Source organism: Chitinophaga filiformis (assembly GCF_023100805.1).
Taxonomy (GTDB): Bacteria; Bacteroidota; Bacteroidia; order Chitinophagales; family Chitinophagaceae; genus Chitinophaga; species Chitinophaga filiformis_B.
In genome coordinates, this window is record NZ_CP095855.1 from 1,852,050 (window position 1) to 1,867,265 (window position 15,216).

The window sequence follows — 15,216 nt, forward strand, 5'->3', positions numbered from 1 at the left end:
TACTGTACTGCGCTTTTGTATTATCTTAACAATTTCCTGTTCTTCCAAAGTTTTTGCTGCTGGTTCACAGGTTGTTGTTTTACCCGTCGCTGCTGCTCCTGCCATACCTGTACTGCCAGTATCGCCGCGGCTTTGGCAGCTTCAGGGTCGGCATGGTCCAGTGATTGTGGTGTGAAATACTTCCCGATAAAATTAGTGTCAAAAGCGCCATTAATAAACGCAGGCTGCTGCAAGGCCCAGCTGCCGAATGGCAATGTGGTGCGGATGCCTTTCACATGATATTCACTGATGGCGCGCAGCAGCCGTTCCCGGGCTTCTTCCCGGTCGGCTCCCCAGGCTATCAGTTTGGAGATCATAGGATCATAATAGATGGGAATATCCATACCCTGCTCATAACCGTCGTCCACACGAATGCCATATCCCTGCGGGCGGACATAGGTAGTGAGTGTACCCGTGTCCGGTAAGAAATTGTTTGCTGGGTCTTCTGCACAGATGCGCAATTCGATGGCGTGCCCGTTTATTTTCAGGTCGGATTGTCCGAAAGACAGCTTTTCGCCCCTGGCCACCCGGATCTGCTCTTTAACCAGGTCCAGTCCAGTGATCATCTCTGTAACGGGATGTTCTACCTGCAGGCGGGTATTCATCTCCAGGAAATAAAACTGCAGATTTTCATCTACGAGGAACTCGACGGTGCCCGCTCCATAATACTGGCAGGCGCGGGCCACATCCAGTGCACATTTTCCCATCGCTTCCCTGATCTGGGGGGTCAGGCAGGAAGAGGGCGCTTCTTCGATCAGTTTCTGGTGTCTTCTTTGTATAGAGCACTCACGCTCAAACAGATAGACGTAGTTTCCATGCTGGTCGCCCAGCACCTGTATCTCGATATGCCGGGGGGCGCCCACATATTTTTCAATAAATACCGCATCATCGCCAAAAGCGCTCATCGCCTCGCTTTTCGCCAGTCTGATCTGCTCTTCCAGTTCATCAACACTATTGACGACCCGCATACCTTTACCTCCGCCACCGGCAGATGCTTTGATCAGGATGGGGAATCCGGTCTTTTTTACCACCTCCCGGGCTTCGTCTATACTCCGCAGGGGCGTTTCTGTGCCGGGCACCATAGGTACACCAAAGCGCTGAGCGGCCTGTTTTGCCGCCAGCTTGCTGCCCATCACCTCGATAGAGGAAGGGCTGGGGCCAATAAAGGTAAGTCCGGCGTCTTTGACTGCCTGCGCGAAACGGGCATTTTCACTGAGAAAACCATATCCGGGATGGATAGCGTCTGCCCCCGTCTGTCGGGCAGCGCCCATGATCTTATCGGTCAGCAGATAGGACTGGCTGGAAGGGGCCGGGCCTATGCACACTGCTTCATCTGCATATTGTACAAATGGCATGGCACGGTCAGCCTCGGAATATACAGCGACTGTTGCGATGCCCATTTCCCTGGCTGATCGCATAATACGCAGTGCAATCTCACCACGGTTGGCTACCAGTATTTTTTTCATGGAAGCGAATATAAGTGATTCTCCTATCTTTGCGGCAACATGAAATCTAGCCCTTTCAGACAAACAATCACGCTGGTAAAAAAGGACATACTCCTGGAACTCAGGCAGAAGTACGCCTTTTATGGCATCCTCCTATATATTATATCTACTGTATTTGTGATTAACCTGATGATCAGCAAACCGGAGGAAAAGCTCTGGAATGCCCTCTTCTGGGTGGTACAGTTGTTTGTAGCTGTTAATGCTGTGGCCAAAAGTTTCCTGCAGGAAAACAGGGGACGTCTCCTGTATTTCTATTCCCTGGTACATCCCCGCAGTTTTATCGTAGCCAAACTGATCTACAATATTATACTGATGTGTGTCATGACGCTGATCACCATCGTGTGTTGTATGATGTTCCTGGGCAACCCAGTCACCAGTTTCCTGTATTTTATCGGCATATGCCTGTTGGGAGGTATCAGCCTGTCCCTGCTCTTCACTATGCTGGCTGCTATTGCCGCCCAGGCTAACCAGAATGCCGCATTAATGGCCATTATGGGGTTCCCTATTATGCTGCCCCTGCTCATGTTGCTGTCCAATATCGCTAAATCTTCCTTTATCACCGTATATCAGCCCGGATTGCCCAAAATGTTCCTTATGTTGGGGAGTATGGATATCCTGATCGTAGCCCTGTCCCTGGTTTTATTCCCATTTTTGTGGAAAGATTAACAACCCGGGCCCGGATGACGGGAAACAGGTTACTGAATTTTGTGATTAGTGATAAAACGTGTAGGTTTGCCCACAATATAGTTGGTTAAAATGGCAAAGCATTGGTGGAAAGCTCTAGCGGTATTAATCCTTGTTTATGTGATCATAGCTGGATTTACGATTGAAATACCGATTATCGGCACAAACGGGCAGTCTTCCCGCGGCCTTTTCTTTCACGTTCCTATGTGGATGTGCATGTACACCATGTTTACTATCTCCGTAGTCAATTCTGTTCTTTACCTCTCTAAATACGATCTCCGCAGAGATGTTTATGCCAGCGCTGCGGCCAATGTAGGCGTGTTCTATGGTATTCTTGGTTTCTCCACTGGTACCCTGTGGGCCACCTACACATGGGGAGGCTCCTTTACCAGCGATCCAAAACAGATGCTGACCGCTGTGGCGCTCATGATCTACATGGCTTATCTTGTATTGCGCCTGTCCATCCCTGACATTGACAAACGCGCCAGGATATCTGCCGTGTTTAACATTTTCGCATTCGCTTTGTTGATTCCCTTAACGTATATCATCCCGCGTATGGTAGATTCCCTTCATCCCGGAAGCGCTACCACGCCTGGATTTGCATCCAGTGACACCGATGACCATATGAGAATGGTATTATACCCTGCATTCATTGGTTGGGTATTATTGAGTGTGTGGATCTATACCCTGTTTGTACGGTATAAAAAACTAGAGCTAAAAAATATTTTTAAATGATCAACAAAGCGTTTTCTTTCTGTTGCACCTGCTTACTGTTACTTGTTTCTCTATTCGCTAATGCGCAGGAAAACCAGAACCAGAATACAGAAACAGGACCTGTAAACGAATTTTTCCGCAGCAATGGCAAGATATATGTTATAGTAGGAGTGCTACTGATCATCTTTATCGGCATTGTGATATTTTTGATAGCGCTCGACAGAAAGATCAGCAGGCTGGAACAGCGGGATAACCTGCATAGCAAATAAGTCCAACTCTACATATTTATACCAAAACAATTGTCTATGGCGCAAGAGCAACATTATGACTTCTTTAAAAGCGTAGAAAGAAGTTTTGACAAAGCCGCAAAATTCACGAAATGGGAAAACGGGATTCTTGAACAGATCAAGGCCTGCAACGCTGTGTACCAGATTAAGTTCCCGGTACGCATCGGGGACAAGATCGAAGTAATAGAAGCCTACCGCGTTCAACACTCTCACCACAAACTGCCCTGTAAAGGTGGTATCCGTTTCAGCGATGCCGTTAACCAGGATGAGGTAATGGCATTGGCTGCCCTCATGACCTACAAATGCGCTATCGTTAACGTTCCTTTTGGCGGAGCCAAAGGAGGTATCAAGATCAATCCACGTAACTATTCCCCATTCCAGTTGGAAAACATTACCCGCCGTTATACTGCGGAACTGGTAAAGAAGAATTTCATTGGTCCCGGTGTGGATGTTCCTGCCCCTGACTACGGTACAGGTGAAAGGGAAATGAGCTGGATCCTCGATACTTATATGAGCCTCCGTCCGGGTGAGGTAGACGGTTACGGTTGTGTAACCGGTAAACCGGTTTCCCAGGGTGGTGTGCGCGGTCGTAAAGAAGCTACCGGTCTTGGGGTGTTCTTTGGTTTACAGGAGCTCTGTAATATCACTGAAGACATGAAACGCATTGGCCTCGAGCCAGGCATCATCGGTAAAAAAGTGATCGTGCAAGGTATGGGTAACGTGGGTTACCATGCCGCCAAATATTTCCATGAAGCAGGCGCTATCATCGTAGGCCTGATAGAGTGGGATGGTGCATTGTACAGCGAAAAAGGGCTGGACCCGGAAGCTGTGCTGAAGCACAGGAACGAGACAGGTTCCATTGTCAACTTCCCGGGAGCAAAAACACTTGCCAAAAACGAAGAAGGCCTGGAAATGGATTGTGATATCCTCATCCCGGCAGCGCTGGAAAACGTGATCCACAAGGATAACGCTCCGCGTATCAAGGCTAAGATCATCGGTGAAGGCGCTAACGGCCCTATCACGCCGGAAGCAGATGAGATCCTGAACAAGAAAGGTGTGATCGTTGTACCTGACATGTTCCTCAATGCCGGTGGTGTAACCGTTTCTTATTTTGAGTGGTTGAAAAACCTCAGTCACGTGCGTTATGGCCGTCTGGGAAAACGCTTCGACGAGAACATGAATATCCACATCCTGAGCGTGATCGAAGACCTCACCGGAAAGAAAGTATCAGAAAGAGAAAGAAAATTCATCGCACATGGCGCCGATGAAGTTGACCTGGTATATTCCGGCCTGGAAGAAACCATGCACGCCGCACTGCACGAAGTGCGTGCCATCATGGTAAATCACCCGGACATTCATGATATGCGTACCGCCGCCTATGTTTGTGCAATTGATAAAGTGGGAGCCGCCTACGATCAGTTAGGTATCTTCCCTTGATCTTTATATCAATATAAAAGTTTACAGGAAGAGGGCGTATCTTTACAGGATACGCCCTCTTTTTATATTATCTTTCCCCTTTTGGTCCTGTTTAAAGTCCACCTCAACTCCGGAATAAGTCCACCCTTACTTCGTGTATATAAGTGTTGTGGTACAGGGTTTTGCAGGGATTTCCATATGAAGCAGGTTGCCTGATAATGGCACGCTAAAAAAGTATCAGATGTGCGCAGGTAACTGTGCAATGAATTCCCATTGTTGTGCATCCACCATATGCTGGCAACAGAAAGTATTTACTCCATTGGTGATGACCAGGTAGGCCGTTGGCAACACCATATGATAACGGACGATCTGCTCCAGCGTTGTCTGGCTAAGCGGTACGTCCATTTCCTTACATTCCACGATCATCCAGGGTTGCATGTTCCTGTTGTATACTACAATATCACAACGTTTCCGGAGCTCGCCCAGGTATATTTCCTTTTCAATACCGATCAGTGAAGCGGGGTACCCGAGCGTACTCACCAGGTAATTGAGAAAGTTCTGCCGTACCCATTCTTCCGGTGTCAGTACCACATACTTTTTACGGAAACGATCAAAAATGAGCGTTTTACCATTCTCCTGTACAATTTTAAAATCCGGTGGGGGAAACTCAATAGCGATCATTCTGCAAAGATAATTCATAGATCCCCTTTACAGATAAGGTATATACGGTATTGTGCCACCGGCCGGCTCATAGTACCTGGCTGGCATCAGGCCTTGTTTGTATAATAGCCCTTGCGATAAAAGCGCCTGTAGTGCGGCGCCGGCAGCCGCAGCACTTAGGCATATACAGGTATAACACAGGGATAACACTACCGAAAGAGCCGGAGATAGGAGATTTTTCTGTATATTCGTTTGCCAAAAGGCTATGAAGACAAAAGAAGAAATTGTAGCTAACTGGCTCCCGCGCTACACCGGAGAAAAGCTGGAGAACTTTGGATCCCACATCCTTCTCACCAACTTTAGTAATTACCTCAATTATTTTGCTGAATGGCACAACACCGAAATTATCGGTGAAGGAAAGCCTATGCAATGTGCCACTGCCGACGACATTACAATCATCAATTTCGGGATGGGAAGTCCCGGAGCTGCAACCGTAATGGACCTGCTCAGCGCTATACATCCGAAAGCAGTGTTATTCCTGGGCAAATGCGGAGGACTGAAGAAAAAGAACAATATCGGTGATCTCATACTACCTATCGCTGCCATAAGGGGAGAAGGTACTTCTAATGACTATTTCCCTGCCGAAGTGCCGGCCCTGCCATCTTTCGCCCTGCAAAAAGTGATTTCCACCACCATCCGTGAGTATGGCTGTGATTACTGGACGGGTACCTGTTACAGTACCAACCGCAGGGTATGGGAACATGATGTGGAATTCAAACGCTACCTTGAAAAGATCAGGGCAATGGCTATCGATATGGAAACAGCCACCATCTTTTCTGTCGGTTTCTATAACAAGATCCCTACCGGCGCCCTTTTGCTGGTATCAGATCAGCCGATGATCCCGGAAGGGGTAAAAACAGAGGAGAGCGACAGGAAAGTGACGACTGAATACGTGGAGAGGCATATCAGGATCGGTATCGATTCCCTGAAAAATCTGATTAACAGTCACCAGACAGTGAAACACCTGCGGTTCTAATACCGTGTTCTCAATATGCAGCAACCATTATTATCCATCCGGAACCTGACGGTTTCTTTTGGCAGTGTAAAGGCTGTCAATGATATTTCACTGGACGTCATGCCAGGTGAAATAGTGGGTATTGTGGGGGAATCCGGTTCCGGGAAATCTGTAACCGCCTTATCGCTTATGCGCCTGCTGCAAAACCCCGGTAAGATAACAGGGGGAAACCTGCTGTACCAGTTAAGGGGAAGCAAAGTCCCTTCGCGTGATATAGTCCGGCTGTCAGAAGCAGAAATGCGTTCCTGGCGGGGCAATGAAATAGCCATGATCTTCCAGGAGCCGATGACTTCCCTGAACCCCCTGCATAAATGCGGGTACCAGGTAATGGAGGCGCTGCTCCTCCACAAAAAGATAGTGAGCATGGAACAGGCCAGGCAACACACACTGGCTTTGTTCAGGCAGGTGCGCCTGCCCGACCCTGAACTGCTGATGGAGAGATATCCGCACCAGTTATCCGGCGGACAAAAACAAAGGGTCATGATCGCTATGGCCATCAGTTGCCAGCCCCGTTTGCTGATAGCAGACGAACCTACTACCGCCCTGGATGTAACCGTTCAGAAGACCATCCTTGAGCTGCTGAAAGACTTGCAACGTCAGACGGGTATGAGTGTGGTATTCATCACGCACGATCTGGGCGTCATTGCAGAAATAGCCGACAGGGTAGCGGTCATGTACAAAGGGCGCATTGTAGAAGAAGGCAGTGTACGGGAATTGTTTACCCATCCGAAGCATCCTTATACCAAAGGTTTGCTGGCCTGCAGGCCCCCGCTTGACAAACGCTTGTTCAGGCTCCCCGTAACACGTGACTTTATGGAGACCGACCCGCAAGGGAATATTATCGAAAAGGAAAGTGAAGTAAAAGCATTCGTTCGCAGCCTGGAGATCCCGGCAGATGTCATGATCAGGAGAGAACAACGCTTGTCCGAAAGTCCGGCTTTGCTGGAAGTGAAGGATCTGCATACCTGGTTCCCGGCCAGGAAGAATATATTCGGAAAGGTCCTTGCCTGGACCAAAGCTGTCAATGGTGTTAGTTTTAATGTCAGGGAAGGGGAGACGATGGGGCTTGTAGGAGAGTCCGGTTGTGGTAAAACCACCCTGGGCAGAACTTTACTACGCCTGGTGGAGCCCACATCGGGCAGCATCCTTTACAAAGGGAAGGATATTACAAGCTTATCAGCCGCAGCGCTGCGGGACCTGCGTAAAGACATCCAGATCATCTTCCAGGATCCTTATTCCTCCCTGAATCCCCGTCAGCCTATAGGAAGGGCTATCCAGGAGCCGATGAAGGTACATGGTTTATATGGCAATGAAGCCGGGCGCCGTGAAAAGGTAAGGGAACTGCTGGAAAAGGTGAACCTGCTGCCGGAACATTATGACCGTTATCCGCATGAATTTTCGGGTGGGCAGCGGCAGCGTATTGTCATAGCCCGGGCCCTGGCGTTGAATCCCTCTTTTATTATCTGCGATGAATCCGTAGCTGCTTTAGACGTCAGCATACAGGCACAGATCCTGAATCTCCTGATGCAATTGCGGGAAGAGTTCGGATTTACCAGTATCTTTATCTCTCACGATCTGTCGGTGGTGCGTTTTATCAGCGACCGGATGATGGTGATGAACAAGGGGCAGATTGAAGAAGCCGGTCAGGCTGTTGATGTTTATGAAAATCCGCAGCGTGCATATACAAAGCAGCTGATTAATTCTATACCTAAAAATATTTATGTGTAAGTTTGTGAATGAGAATTGCACCATAATCAATTTTGATAGATTGTATAATTATCAATACCTTTGCAGCCTTTAAATTTATTCATACCGTAATATGAAACTATCACAGTTTAGATTCGATCTTCCTTTAAATCTGATTGCACAGCACCCTTCCAAGACAAGAGATGAAGCACGTTTGATGGTGGTAAACCGTGCCACCGGAAAAATTGAGCACAAAGTTTTCCGTGATATAATCAACTACTTCAATGATAAGGATGTAATGGTGGTGAACAACACCAAGGTATTCCCTGCACGCCTTTATGGCCGTAAAGAGAAAACCGGTGCAAAGATTGAGGTTTTCCTTTTGCGCGAGCTGAACAAGCAGAACCGTCTGTGGGATGTAATAGTAGATCCTGCCCGTAAGATAAGGGTGGGTAATAAATTATACTTCGGCGATGACGAATCGCTGGTAGCAGAGGTAATTGATAACACCACTTCCCGTGGCCGTACTATCCGTTTCCTGTTCGAAGGTAATGACGATGAGTTCAAACAGGTGCTCGACACCCTGGGTGAAACGCCACTGCCTAAGTACATCAAGCGTAAGCCGGAAGATGAGGATAAGGAGCGTTATCAGACAGTTTATGCTAAATATGAAGGCGCTGTGGCAGCTCCGACTGCCGGCCTGCACTTTAGCCGTGAGCTGATCAAACGTCTGGAGATCAAAGGTGTTAAATTCGCAGAAGTAACTCTGCACACCGGTTTGGGTACATTCCGTCCTATCGAGGTGGAAGACCTGAGCAAGCATAAAATGGATGCTGAGTATTTCAACATCGATGAGTATGCTGTTAAGATTGTCAACAAAGCGAAAGAAGAAAACCGTAAGGTTTGCGCTATCGGTACTACTACCGTGAGGGCAGTAGAATCTTCCGTAACTGCGCAGAACCTGCTGAAAGCGGCAGAAGGATGGACCAATACGTTCATTCACCCGCCTTACGATTTCGCCATCCCTAATGCACTGGTTACTAACTTCCACCTGCCTAAAACAAGCCTCCTGATCATGGTATGCGCCTTTGCAGGATATGATCTGGTGATGGAAGCTTACCAGCAGGCAATTAAAGAAAAGTACCGTTTCTTCAGCTATGGCGACGCCATGCTGATCATATAAGCGATAACGAACTATTGAAAAAGGTCCTGTCTCGTATCCATACGGGACAGGACTATTCATGTAAGGCCATTTATGGAACAACGTAATAAAATAGCGATCATTGTTGCCGGTGGGTCAGGTTCCCGTATGGGAAGCACTGTTCCCAAACAGTTCCTCGATCTGTCAGGAAAGCCTGTATTATGGCACACAGTGAATGCATTTGTGAGTGCTTTCAGCGATATCCGTATTGTATTGGTATTACCGGAAGCGCATTTTGGATATGTTGAGCCCTGGCTGCATGAGTTTAATACGGGCGCAGGCCTTACCCTTGTCAAAGGAGGGGAAACCCGTTTTCATTCTGTAAAGAATGGTCTGCAGGAAGTGAAGGGGCCTTCAGTTGTGTTTGTACACGATGGCGTACGCCCACTCATCAGCACTTCGCTGATCCGTGCCTGTTATGAAGCTGCTTTAACGAAAGGAAGTGCTATTCCGGTTATTGATATGAAAGACAGTATCCGGCAGGTGGAAGGAGAGGGGAATAAAGCAGTAGACCGCGAACAGTTCAAGATCATACAAACCCCACAGACGTTTTTATCTGAATGGTTGTTGCCCGCATTTGAATTACCCTACGATCCTTTGTTTACAGATGAAGCGACAGTAGTGGAGCGCCAGGGGCATCGCGTACACCTGGTACCTGGCGAAGAAGCCAATATAAAGATCACGCGCCCGCTTGATCTGACCATTGCCGGCGCATTGTTAAAAGAAAAGAATCTATAGCTATTTTATTGAGCCACGTCTGCAGACAGGCTCTTATTGATCTTCGCCAGGATCTGGTGGGCAACCTCCATTGCCTGTAATCCGTCTATTGCATTTACCGGCACAGGTTTGTTGAAGACGATACTGTCACGGAACAGTTCCAGCTCCATGCGGATGGCATTCACCTGTTTGATCTCGGGATTATCAATAGCGATGGTCTTTTTACCGGAATTGGTTTCTATGTCCAGGGTAAAGAGTCCTTCATCTTCAGGCGTTTTCAGCTTAATGATCTCCGTCTTTTTATCGAGGAAGTCAATACCGATATAGGCATCTTTCTGGAAGAGGCGCATTTTACGCATTTTCTTCAGGGAGATGCGGCTGGAGGTCAGGTTGGCCACGCAGCCATTATGGAATTCTATCCGGACGTTGGCAATGTCGGGAGTATCGCTCATTACAGCTACGCCGCTGGCGGAGATGCGGTTGACGGTGGATTGTACTATGCTGAGGATGATATCTATGTCGTGGATCATCAGGTCGAGGATCACGCTGACATCTGTTCCGCGGGGATTGAATTCAGCCAGGCGATGCACCTCAATAAACATAGGTTTCAGTTCATGTCCTTTGAGGGCGAGGAAAGCAGGGTTGAAGCGCTCTACGTGGCCCACCTGGAACTTGATATTGGCTTCTTCCACCAGTTTTACCAGTGTTTTAGCCTCTTCCATGGTGTTGGTCATCGGTTTTTCCACGAAGATGTGTTTCCCGTTGCGGATAGCCTGTTCACATAATTTGAAGTGCTGTGTAGTAGGAGCGATGATGTCTATCGCGTCTGATGCTTGTATCAACTCTTCCGCGGAAGTGAATCTCGGAATCTGGTACTGTTGAGCTACACTGTCGGCATTTGCGTTACCCGGATCAAAAAAACCGACTATTTCTACGTCTTTCATAGTGGCCCATTGGGATAGATGTATCTTGCCCAGGTGCCCCACACCGAAGATTCCTATTTTGAGCATGTTAGTATCTGATAATAAAATAATTGCGAATGTAAGGAAAAAGAGAGTATTATATCGAGATATTATGTAATGAATCCTTCCTCTGCCATGCTACAGTAACCGGCCTCAGAAACTATGATGTGGTCCAGTACACGGATATCAAACAAACCAGCCGCCTGTATAAGTTTTTTTGTGGTGTGAACATCTGTTGCACTTGGGCGAAGATTGCCGGATGGATGGTTGTGGCAGAGGATAAGCTGTGTGGAACCCAGCTCGACTGCGGCTCTCAGTATGAGCCCTGTATCAACTACGGTACCGGTGATGCCGCCATTGCTGATACAGCGGTGCTGGAGCACACGGCTGGCGTGGTTGAGGTATAGTACATGGAATGATTCATAACAGGAATCGCCTAACAGGGGTTTAAAATAGAGGGCTGCTTCAGCGGCTGTGCGGATCGTTTTCTTGGCATGCATATATCCTGCCTGTCTGCGTCTTGCCAGTTCCATGGCCGCAACAATAGCACTGGCCTTGGCGGTGCCAACTCCCTGTAGCTTTTTGAGCTGCTGTACATTCAGTTTACTCAGTTCCCCAAGGTTGTTGGAAGACAGGCGTAATATTTCCTGGGCCAGTGACAGTGCAGACTTTTTTTTATGGCCATTATTGAGCAGAATAGCCAACAATTCTGCATCACTTAAAGCTGTGCTGCCTTTATTGATCAGTTTTTCCCGTGGCTGGTCATCTACTGCCCAGTCCTTGATTGCAACGTGATTTGCTGGGTTAACTACCATTTCCATTTTGCTAATATTCTTAGCAAATATATTCCTTCCTTCCGGTTTTTTTCACATCCCCCGATTTTATTTTAAATTAGCCTCCTGATAAGGCACCACGGCGCAAAGTGTGAATGTAAGGCATTGTAAATAATCACGTTATCTATTTGGGAAATAATGGAATTGTGTACCCCGGTATACAAGGACTAAAAAAATAAGAATAGCTACTCCAAAAAGCATAGTTTTGCAACCTCTTTCTAATAATCCATGCAACCATCAGTAAAAATTTTCACAGGGAACAGTAATACAGCTCTTGCAGAAAAAATTGCAAAGCGTTACGGTAACGGTCTTGGTAAGCTGACCATTCAGAAGTTCAGCGATGGTGAGTTCCAGCCCATCTACATGGAAAGTATCCGCGGTGATTATGTTTTCCTGGTACAGAGTACCAATGCCCCTTCAGACAACCTGATGGAGCTGTTGATGATGATAGACGCCGCGAAAAGGGCCTCAGCCGGTTATATCACTGCGGTGATCCCTTACTTTGGCTTTGCCCGGCAGGACAGGAAGGACAAGCCCAGGGTGGCCATTGCCTCCAAGCTGGTAGCTAACCTTCTGACTTCTGCAGGCGCTAACCGTGTGATTACCATGGATTTACATGCTCCCCAGATCCAGGGGTTCTTTGACATCCCGGTGGATCACCTGGATAGCTCCGCAATTTTCATCCCGTACATTGAGAATTTGAAGCTGGAAAATCTTACCTTTGCGTCCCCTGACGTGGGTAGCACCAACAGGGTAAGGGAAGTAGCAGCCTATTTCAATGCTGAAATGGTGATCTGCGACAAGCACCGTAAGCGTGCGAATGAAATTGCTTCCATGGTGGTGATAGGAGATGTGAAAGACAGGGATATTGTATTGATAGATGACATCTGCGACACTGCAGGTACATTGACCAAGGCCGCCAACCTGTTGAAAGAGAAGGGAGCAAGAAGTGTAAGGGCCTTTTGTACACACCCTGTATTGAGTGGTAAGGCTTACGAAAACATCAACAACTCCGTACTGGAAGAACTGGTGATCTGCGATACGATGCCGCTGAAACAGCAGAGTCCAAAGATCAAAGTGATCAGCGTAGCGGACCTCTTTGCAGTAGCTATCCGCAACATGCACGAAAACAGGTCCATCACGAACCTGTTCGTTCATAGTCACCGGAGGGGATAAGAACAAGCATTATTTATAATAATCATAAATGTTTAATCAATGAAAACGATAACAATCGAAGGACAACTCAGGAGCGAATTTGGCAAAAAAGCCACCCGCCAGGCACGTTCTGAGGGACAAGTGCCTTGTGTTATTTACGGGGGTGCAGAAACCGTAAGTTTTTCAGCGCCGGCAACAGCTTTCAAAAATCTGGTGTATACACCTGATTTCCAGATCGCTGAGATCAAGGTAGGTAGCAAAAGCTACAAATGTGTATTAAAAGACAAACAGTTTGACACTGTTACAGATGAACTGGCTCACGTTGACTTCATGGAACTGGTAGAAGACAAGCCTGTTGCTGTTACACTGCCAATCAGAATTACTGGTCAGTCCGAAGGTGTTAAAGCCGGTGGTAAACTGGTAGTAAAGATGAAGACGCTGAAAGTAAAGGCACTGCCTAAATACCTGCGTGAGAACATCGAGGTGAACATCGACAACCTGCAGCTGAACGCTAACATCCGTGTTGAAGACGTTGTTGCTGAAAACATCGAGATCCTGAACTCTCCGCGTATTCCTATCGCTTCCGTAGTAATGACTCGTCAGCTGCGTCAGGAAGAAGCTGCAGAAGGTAAAAAGAAATAATTTTCTTTCAGAATATTTTGCAAAAAGTCCCGTTCCGGCTCGTCCGGGATGGGACTTTTTCTATTTTTGCCCTGCATTACGTTTCCTTTTCCTTCGTATATATAGGCAGGGCGTAATACAGTGTTTAGCATTAAAATTGTAATCCGATGAAGTACCTGATAGTAGGATTGGGTAATATAGGTGCAGAATACGAACATACACGCCACAATATAGGGTTTGACATTGCAGATGCTTTTGTGAAAAAGCATGGAGGTAGCTTCCGGGAAGATCGGCTGGCTGATGTTGCCGAAGTGAAGTGGAAGGGGCGCACTTTTGTGGTGATAAAGCCCACCACTTACATGAACCTGAGTGGAAAGGCTGTGAAATACTGGATGGATAAAGAGAAGGTGCCACTGGAAAATATACTGGTATTAGTAGACGATCTGGCATTGCCATTGGAAGTGATACGTCTTCGCGCTGGTGGAAGTGATGCCGGTCAGAACGGGCTGAAGAGCATCCAGGAATTGCTGGGGACCAACCAGTATCCGCGTTTGCGTTTCGGTATCGGGAACAATTTTCCCCGCGGCAGGCAGGTAGAATTTGTTCTGGGTAAATGGAATAATGAGGAATGGGCCATTGTAATGGCAAAACTGGGGAAATGTGTGGAACTGATCGAGAGCTTTGCGACTGTGGGTTTACCACGTACCATGAATATCTTTAATACCCTGGTCTATCCTTATTAGCAATAAATTTACGAAATCTGATATGATCCGTTTATTTAACCTTAAAACCAAGAAAAATCTGTCATGAAAATTATTTGCGTCGGAAGAAATTATGCTGATCATGCAAAGGAACTGAAAAATGAGGTGCCAACTGAACCAGTGATTTTCATGAAGCCGAAGAATGCATTGTTGCAGAACAACCATCCGTTCTATTATCCTGAATTTACCGACAATCTTCACTATGAATGTGAGTTGGTGCTGCGTATCAGCAAGAACGGTAAACATATCCAGGAGAAATTTGCGGATAAATATTATGATCAGATAGGCGTTGGCATTGACTTTACCGCGCGCGATCTGCAGGACAAACAGAAGCAGAAGGGATTGCCATGGGAGATCGCTAAAGCTTTTGATAATTCCGCTGTAGTAGGACAGTTTATTCCTATTACGCCGGAGATGGACAAGAAAGATATCAATTTCTGTCTCTATAAGAATAAGGAACTTGTGCAGCAGGGTAATACAAAAGACCTGTTGTTCTCTTTTGATTTCCTTATTGCCTACATCTCAAAATTCTTCACGCTGAACATTGGGGATCTTGTATTTACCGGCACACCTGCTGGTGTGGGACCCGTAGAAATAGGGGATACGCTGGAAGCGTTTATTGAGAACGACAGCCTGCTGGAATTCATGATAAAATAATTTCAGGTAATTAATTATAAGGAGCGCTTAACGTAAGAGTTTACGTTAAGCGTTTTTGTTTTATACCCACCTTGTTCCTGATAGCTCGGACGTGTATTAGGCGAGCCTTATATTTCCCTCCCTTTATGGTAGAGAAGGCACTGTTACACAGGCATGCTTAACTCACATACATCCATATTCGTTACAGCATGGAAGGTCAATCACGCGATAAGTATTTGTTATGAACATAGCCCTCGGCACCGC

The 15,216-nt window shown here is 47.0% G+C and carries 16 protein-coding genes; 12 read left to right on the forward strand and 4 right to left on the reverse strand.

Going from position 1 to position 15,216, the window contains the following annotated elements; translation table 11 throughout:
- Nucleotides 1-20: 20 nt before the first annotated feature.
- Complete coding sequence (accC, locus tag MYF79_RS07635) at nucleotides 21-1,505, reverse strand: acetyl-CoA carboxylase biotin carboxylase subunit (protein WP_247813284.1); 1,485 nt, start codon at nucleotides 1,503-1,505, stop codon at nucleotides 21-23.
- Nucleotides 1,506-1,544: 39 nt separating this feature from the next.
- On the opposite strand from accC, the gene MYF79_RS07640 reads away from it, so the two are divergent.
- The 4 genes from MYF79_RS07640 (at nucleotide 1,545) to MYF79_RS07655 (ending at nucleotide 4,666) form a co-directional block, all read left to right on the forward strand.
- Nucleotides 1,545-2,210, forward strand: coding sequence for a heme exporter protein CcmB (locus MYF79_RS07640; protein WP_247813285.1), 666 nt, complete (start codon nucleotides 1,545-1,547; stop codon nucleotides 2,208-2,210).
- A gap of 138 nt (nucleotides 2,211-2,348) precedes the next feature.
- A complete protein-coding gene (gene ccsA / locus MYF79_RS07645; protein WP_247813286.1) occupies nucleotides 2,349-2,963 on the forward strand; it encodes a cytochrome c biogenesis protein CcsA in 615 nt (204 codons plus the stop codon).
- Nucleotides 2,960-3,211, forward strand: a complete 252-nt coding sequence (locus MYF79_RS07650) for a CcmD family protein (RefSeq protein ID WP_199657851.1) — start codon at nucleotides 2,960-2,962, stop codon at nucleotides 3,209-3,211. Before ccsA ends, MYF79_RS07650 begins: the two co-directional genes overlap by 4 nt.
- A 36-nt stretch (nucleotides 3,212-3,247) precedes the next feature.
- On the forward strand, nucleotides 3,248-4,666 hold the full coding sequence (locus MYF79_RS07655) for a Glu/Leu/Phe/Val family dehydrogenase (RefSeq protein ID WP_247813287.1): 1,419 nt from the start codon (nucleotides 3,248-3,250) through the stop codon (nucleotides 4,664-4,666).
- A 216-nt stretch (nucleotides 4,667-4,882) separates the two neighbouring features.
- On the opposite strand, the gene MYF79_RS07660 is transcribed toward MYF79_RS07655, so the two are convergent.
- The gene (locus MYF79_RS07660; RefSeq protein ID WP_247813288.1) at nucleotides 4,883-5,344 is read right to left on the reverse strand and encodes a type I restriction enzyme HsdR N-terminal domain-containing protein; all 462 of its coding nucleotides are present in this window, start codon (nucleotides 5,342-5,344) and stop codon (nucleotides 4,883-4,885) included.
- 226 nt (nucleotides 5,345-5,570) lie between these two features.
- Between MYF79_RS07660 and MYF79_RS07665 the strand changes: the two genes are divergently transcribed.
- From MYF79_RS07665 to MYF79_RS07680, 4 genes are all read left to right on the forward strand, one after another.
- Nucleotides 5,571-6,341, forward strand: coding sequence for an AMP nucleosidase (locus MYF79_RS07665; protein WP_199657849.1), 771 nt, complete (start codon nucleotides 5,571-5,573; stop codon nucleotides 6,339-6,341).
- Nucleotides 6,342-6,356: 15 nt separating this feature from the next.
- Nucleotides 6,357-8,108: an ABC transporter ATP-binding protein gene (locus tag MYF79_RS07670; protein ID WP_247813289.1), complete on the forward strand. Its 1,752-nt coding sequence runs from the start codon at nucleotides 6,357-6,359 to the stop codon at nucleotides 8,106-8,108.
- 91 nt (nucleotides 8,109-8,199) lie between these two features.
- A complete protein-coding gene (gene queA / locus MYF79_RS07675) occupies nucleotides 8,200-9,249 on the forward strand; it encodes a tRNA preQ1(34) S-adenosylmethionine ribosyltransferase-isomerase QueA (protein ID WP_089835339.1) in 1,050 nt (349 codons plus the stop codon).
- A 72-nt stretch (nucleotides 9,250-9,321) separates the two neighbouring features.
- Nucleotides 9,322-10,005 (forward strand): 2-C-methyl-D-erythritol 4-phosphate cytidylyltransferase, encoded by a 684-nt coding sequence (locus MYF79_RS07680; protein ID WP_247813290.1) that lies wholly within the window; start codon nucleotides 9,322-9,324, stop codon nucleotides 10,003-10,005.
- A 5-nt stretch (nucleotides 10,006-10,010) separates the two neighbouring features.
- Here MYF79_RS07680 and MYF79_RS07685 read toward each other — a convergent pair whose 3' ends face one another.
- Nucleotides 10,011-10,994, reverse strand: a complete 984-nt coding sequence (locus MYF79_RS07685; protein ID WP_247813291.1) for a Gfo/Idh/MocA family oxidoreductase — start codon at nucleotides 10,992-10,994, stop codon at nucleotides 10,011-10,013.
- A 62-nt stretch (nucleotides 10,995-11,056) separates the two neighbouring features.
- Complete coding sequence (radC, locus tag MYF79_RS07690; RefSeq protein ID WP_247813292.1) at nucleotides 11,057-11,767, reverse strand: RadC family protein; 711 nt, start codon at nucleotides 11,765-11,767, stop codon at nucleotides 11,057-11,059.
- Between the two features lie 240 nt (nucleotides 11,768-12,007).
- Here radC and MYF79_RS07695 point away from each other — a divergent pair, with 240 nt between their 5' ends.
- From MYF79_RS07695 to MYF79_RS07710, 4 genes are all read left to right on the forward strand, one after another.
- Entirely contained in the window at nucleotides 12,008-12,955 is a 948-nt protein-coding gene (locus MYF79_RS07695; protein WP_236393165.1) for a ribose-phosphate pyrophosphokinase, read from the forward strand.
- A gap of 39 nt (nucleotides 12,956-12,994) precedes the next feature.
- Nucleotides 12,995-13,576 carry a 50S ribosomal protein L25 gene (locus tag MYF79_RS07700; RefSeq protein WP_199657843.1) on the forward strand — a complete coding sequence of 194 codons (582 nt, stop codon included), beginning with the start codon at nucleotides 12,995-12,997 and terminating at the stop codon, nucleotides 13,574-13,576.
- A gap of 146 nt (nucleotides 13,577-13,722) precedes the next feature.
- Nucleotides 13,723-14,298, forward strand: coding sequence for an aminoacyl-tRNA hydrolase (gene pth, locus MYF79_RS07705; protein ID WP_247813293.1), 576 nt, complete (start codon nucleotides 13,723-13,725; stop codon nucleotides 14,296-14,298).
- A gap of 63 nt (nucleotides 14,299-14,361) precedes the next feature.
- On the forward strand, nucleotides 14,362-14,973 hold the full coding sequence (locus tag MYF79_RS07710) for a fumarylacetoacetate hydrolase family protein (RefSeq protein ID WP_199657841.1): 612 nt from the start codon (nucleotides 14,362-14,364) through the stop codon (nucleotides 14,971-14,973).
- The last annotated feature ends 243 nt before the right edge of the window (nucleotides 14,974-15,216 follow it).